This window comes from Roseovarius pacificus (assembly GCF_900142665.1).
In the GTDB taxonomy this organism is placed as follows: Bacteria; Pseudomonadota; Alphaproteobacteria; order Rhodobacterales; family Rhodobacteraceae; genus Roseovarius; species Roseovarius pacificus.
This window is the reverse complement of the sequence record NZ_FRBR01000041.1, coordinates 1-2502: the sequence shown is the minus strand read 5'-3', so window position 1 is coordinate 2502 and position 2502 is coordinate 1. Positions and strand designations below refer to the sequence as shown.

Here is a 2502-nt window from a genome sequence, read left to right as displayed (position 1 = left end):
TCGCGGTCGACCATCACCGTGACGCGCGCGCCCTGGTCGACGTAGATGACGGGGCCGATCGAGAGGTAGTCGCCGATCACGCTGTCCGTGGCATCTGCCAGATCATCGCCCACGTCTTCCAGCACGTCCGCGGCGGTCTCATCCTGCACGTTTGCCGCGGCGGCGCTTGGCGCGGCGGAGATCAGAGAAATCAGCGCGGCCGAGCCGAAGCGCTCGTCAAAGCGCGTGTCGACAAAGCCGGTGACGCCGGAGCGACCCAATTCATCGCCCCCAAAAGAACTGATCTGGATGGTCTGGTTGTCGGGCAGAATGATCCGGTCCCAGGCGATGGTGACCCGGCGCTGCGCGATATCAACGCCCGAACGATAGCGCCCGATGAGGCGGGATCCACGCGGGATCAAGAGCCGAGAACCGTCGAAACTGAACACGTCTTCGGAAACAACGGCCCGGGTCTGGCCGGGCAGAGAGCTGTCGAGGGCGGTTTCCATGACGGCCTGGATCATCGTGCCCTGGATGATCGTGTTGGAGGGGTTGGCGATGACCTCAGCTTGCGTCACCGAAGTGGGCAGCGCGCCGTTCAGAACGAAATCCGTCACTTCGCCAAAGGTGCGCTCGGTCAGCGCCGTCTCATTCGCACCGGACGTGCCGCCAAAGGCGATGGTGGGCGAGGTGATGCGGCGCTCCTGAAACGCGCGCTCCTCAGCAGCGCGGCGTTCAAGTTCCGCGAGCCGTCGTGCTTCTTCCTCGCGGCGCAGCCGTTCTTCTTCCCGCGCGCGCAACTCGTCCTCGGTGGGCCCGGTGGGTGCGGGGAGGGGGCGGTTGGCCTCGAGTTGGGCCAGTTCCAGATCCATGCGGAGTTGCTCAAGGCTGCGATCCCGCGCCGTCAGTTCGTCCTGGAATCGTTGCTGTGCGGCTTCCGAGGCGGCTTGGAGCGCAGCGATTTGAGCGGTCAGCGCGTCGATCGCCTCTGCGGCGGCGGTGTCTTCCTCGACGACCGGTTCAGGGGCGTTGCGCAATTCCTCGATCTGGGCCTGAAGGGCTGCGAGCTGTGCCAGAAGCTCAGCATTGGGCTCGACCGGATCGGGTGCGACGAACACAACCTCGGGCTCGGGCGGGGGCAAGGTCTCGATGGCGCCGAACCCGTCGCCTTCGTTCTGGAACACGTCCGGCGTGGCCGTGGGAAGGACTTCCTCTTCCTCGGGTTGGGACATGAGATAGAGCAACGCACCGCCCGCGCCGATCACGAGGACGACGACCAAAGCGAGCAGCGGTGAGCGCCGTGGGGCAGGGGGCGAACCAGCGCCCTTGCCTTGTTCTAGAGCAGCGAGGCGTTTCTCGAGGTCTGCGTTTCCAGTATCGCTCATGAGCCTACCCCCGCAGGTGGGGTGGCCTCGATGCAGACCACCTCCTCCCCGATCCGCAGCACCCATTGTCGGTTCACGCCTGAAACCCGGATCACGCTGTCCTCGGTGGCTTGCGTGTTGACCGTGCGCTCACGGCCATTGGCGTAGCGGAAGATCGCAGGCACCGGCGCGTTCCGCGGAAATTCGAAATACGTAAACGTCCCGTCATCCCAGACACGGGTGGGGGTGAACTCGGTCCGGGCGCTGGCACCGTAATTATAGTTCGGCGCTTGGGCCGCGATGGCACGTGTGGGCCGCGTATTGTCTTCGGGGTAGCGGAACTGGACCACGTAAAAGGTCGGACTGCGGGTCTCCTCGACGTTAAAGTAATAACTGCGCCTGTTCGTGTAGACGGTCACATTGGTATGCACCCCGCGCGCCACCGGCTTGATCGCGAAGGCCTGACCCCCGGGTACGCCGTCGATCTCGAAGCCTTCCGTGTCGCCCGCAATGATCGAGCGGATGCTCTCGCCTTCCCCGAACTCGACCGTGGTCACATGGGTGAGCGACACGCTGAGCCGGTAGACCTGACCTTCTTGATATGTTGCCAGCCGCACCCGATTGTCATTGGGCCCGCCACGCGGGATGGCTTCGGCGAAAGCAAGGCCGGGCAACAGGGCAATCAGCAATATGAAAAGTCGAGCAGGGAACAAACATGCGTTTCCGGAATGAGTTGGGTCGCCAATACCCTGCCACGCTGCGCGCTCTCGGGACATTGGCGACAAGATATTTTGAATTGAATTCCAGAAACGCATTAATTCTCCAATCTGTCGGAGCGGATGGAATATTCGAGGACCGTGAAGCCGAAGGGGTTGGTCCAGACCTCATCGATGGAGCGGCGGGTCTCGGGGCGGAACTCGAAGAGAAGCGTGGCGGTGAAAAGCCCGGTTTGGACGCCGTTGATAGATGTCAGGCGCTTGCGCAGGCGGACCGTCGCGCGGTTGGTTCCGATCCGGTTGATGCTGAGGATCTCCACGTCGAGCCGCGCATTGGGGCCATAGACCGTCGGCGGGTAATTCTCGTTGGCGCTGTTCCAGATCTGGCGCAACCCGCTCTCGGCGGCCCCGTCCGAGCGGCGCAGAACGCTGCGGATGCGCAG

At 63.5% G+C, this 2502-nt stretch carries 3 protein-coding genes; all 3 read right to left on the bottom strand.

Annotated elements, in window-relative coordinates; genetic code table 11:
- Nucleotides 1–1364 (bottom strand): TraB/TrbI/VirB10 family type IV secretion system protein (locus BUB53_RS22095; RefSeq protein WP_073038232.1); only part of this gene is annotated, 1364 nt, incomplete at its 3' end.
- Complete coding sequence (locus BUB53_RS22090) at nucleotides 1361–2056, bottom strand: TrbG/VirB9 family P-type conjugative transfer protein (protein ID WP_073038230.1); 696 nt, start codon at nucleotides 2054–2056, stop codon at nucleotides 1361–1363. The genes BUB53_RS22095 and BUB53_RS22090, both read right to left, overlap by 4 nt.
- A 101-nt stretch (nucleotides 2057–2157) precedes the next feature.
- The coding region (locus BUB53_RS22085) for a VirB8 family type IV secretion system protein (protein ID WP_234983225.1) at nucleotides 2158–2502 on the bottom strand (345 nt) is incomplete at its 5' end.